The following is a 2,069-nucleotide window of genomic DNA, read 5'->3' on the forward strand; positions in this document are numbered from 1 at the left end:
GACCAGCTGGACCTGAGCTGCGCGCCAACACAGGCGCCGTTACTAACGGTCGCCCCGCAGCAACGCGCCTATATGATCTACACCTCTGGTTCGACCGGCCAACCCAAGGGCGTGACCGTCGAGCACGGCGCCCTGAGCATGCACTGCCGCGCCGCCGCAGAGCTGTACGGCATGAGCGCCGACGACATTGCCCTGCATTTTGCCTCGATCAGTTTTGACGGCGCGGTGGAGCAGTGGCTGTCGCCGATGATGTTCGGTGCCCGGCTGGTGCTGCGTGGCCCGGGGCTGATCTCGGCAGAGCAGAGCTACCAGACGCTGGTGGACCAAGACGTTACCGTGGCCTATTTCCCCACCAGCTATGCCCATCAACTGGCCGAGTGGGCCTTGGCGCGTCCGCAGTCGTTGCGGCTGCGCTCCTGCACCATTGGCGGCGAAGCGGTGTCGCGGGAGACCTTCGAACTGCTGCGCCGTGGCCTGAAAGCGCCGCGCATCATCAACGGTTACGGGCCGACGGAAACCATCGTCACCCCGACCTTGTGGCGGGCCGACGGCGATGTACCGTGCGAAACACCGTACGCCCCCATCGGCCGTGCGGTCGGCAACCGAACCCTGTACGTGCTCGATGCCGACCTTAACCTGCTGCCACCGGGCGTGGCGGGCGAGCTGTACATTGGCGGCGAAGGGCTGGCCCGTGGTTATCACCAGCGCCCAGACCTGACCGCCGAGCGCTTTGTGCCGGACCCGTTTTCCACCACCGGTGGTCGGCTGTACCGCTCCGGCGACCGTGTACGCTGGCTGGCCGACGGCAATCTGGAATACCTGGGGCGTATCGACCAACAGGTCAAGCTGCGCGGCTACCGCATCGAACTGGGCGAAATCGAAGCGCGACTGCAGGCCCATGCCGACGTCGGTGAGGCGGTGGTGGTGCTGCGTGACAAACGTCTGGTGGGTTACGTGGTGTCGAGCCGCGATGATGGCCTGATTGAAACCCTGCTGAGCGAGCTGAAACAGCAATTGCCGGACTACATGGTGCCGAGCAAGATCCTGGTTCTGGAACGCTTCCCGTTGACCCCCAATGGCAAGGTGGACCGCAAGGCCCTGCCGGAGCCAGTGTGGGAAAGCCAAGCCTTCCAAGCGCCGACTTCTGTAGAAGAGTTGGCCTTGGCTGCGATCTGGCAGCAGGTGCTGGGGCTGGAACAGGTCGGGTTGCACGACAACTTCTTCGAGCTGGGTGGCGACTCCATCGTCTCGATCCAGGTGGTTAGCCGTGCGCGGCAGGCCGGTTTGGCGCTGACCCCCAAAGACCTGTTCCAACACCAGACCCTGCAAGCCCTGGCGCGTGCGGCCAAACCGCTGGAAGGTGCGCTGGCCATTGATCAGGGCCCGGTCAGTGGCGCAGTGCCGCTGACGCCGATTCAGGCCTGGTTCTTTGAACAGCCGATTCCGCAGCGGCACCACTGGAACCAGTCAGTGCTGCTCAAGGCTGCGCAACCGCTGGACAGCCAGGCGCTGAGCCGTGCCTTGCAGGCCTTGGTGGCGCACCATGACGCCTTGCGCCTGAACTGGCAGCAGCAGGGGAACCGCTGGGTTCAACACCATCGAGCTCCGAACGAACAGGGCGTGTTGTGGGAGCGCGAAGCGGCTTCTGCCGCAGAAATCACCGCCCATTGCGACGAAGCGCAAGCCAGCCTCAGCCTGCAAGACGGCCCACTGCTGCGCGCCGTGCATATTCGGCTGGCCGATGGTACGGCCCGCTTGCTGCTGGTGGTGCATCACCTGGTGGTTGATGGCGTGTCGTGGCGCATTCTGCTGGAGGATCTGCAGCAGGCCTACGCCGGGTTACCGTTGCCAGCCAAGACCAGCGCCTACAAGTACTGGGCCGAACACATGGAAGCCTTTGCCCACGACGAGGTGCTGCAAACGGAAGTGGCCTACTGGCAACAGCAGTTGGCCGGCCCCGTGGATCAGTTCCCGGAAGATGGCGCCCCCGGTGGCGGTATCGAAAGCCTGACCCTGACCCTGGACAAGGCCCGCACCGCCCAGTTGCTGAAAACCGCGAACACGGCGTA

1 protein-coding gene is annotated in these 2,069 nt (G+C 64.5%); it reads left to right on the forward strand.

The window, feature by feature from the left end:
- Positions 1-72 precede the first annotated feature (72 nt).
- Positions 73-2,069: condensation domain-containing protein (locus tag UIA24_RS22930; protein ID WP_330524031.1), on the forward strand; the 1,997-nt coding region annotated here is incomplete at its 3' end.

The organism is Pseudomonas sp. AL 58 (assembly GCF_036348395.1).
Classification (GTDB): Bacteria; Pseudomonadota; Gammaproteobacteria; order Pseudomonadales; family Pseudomonadaceae; genus Aquipseudomonas; species Aquipseudomonas defluvii.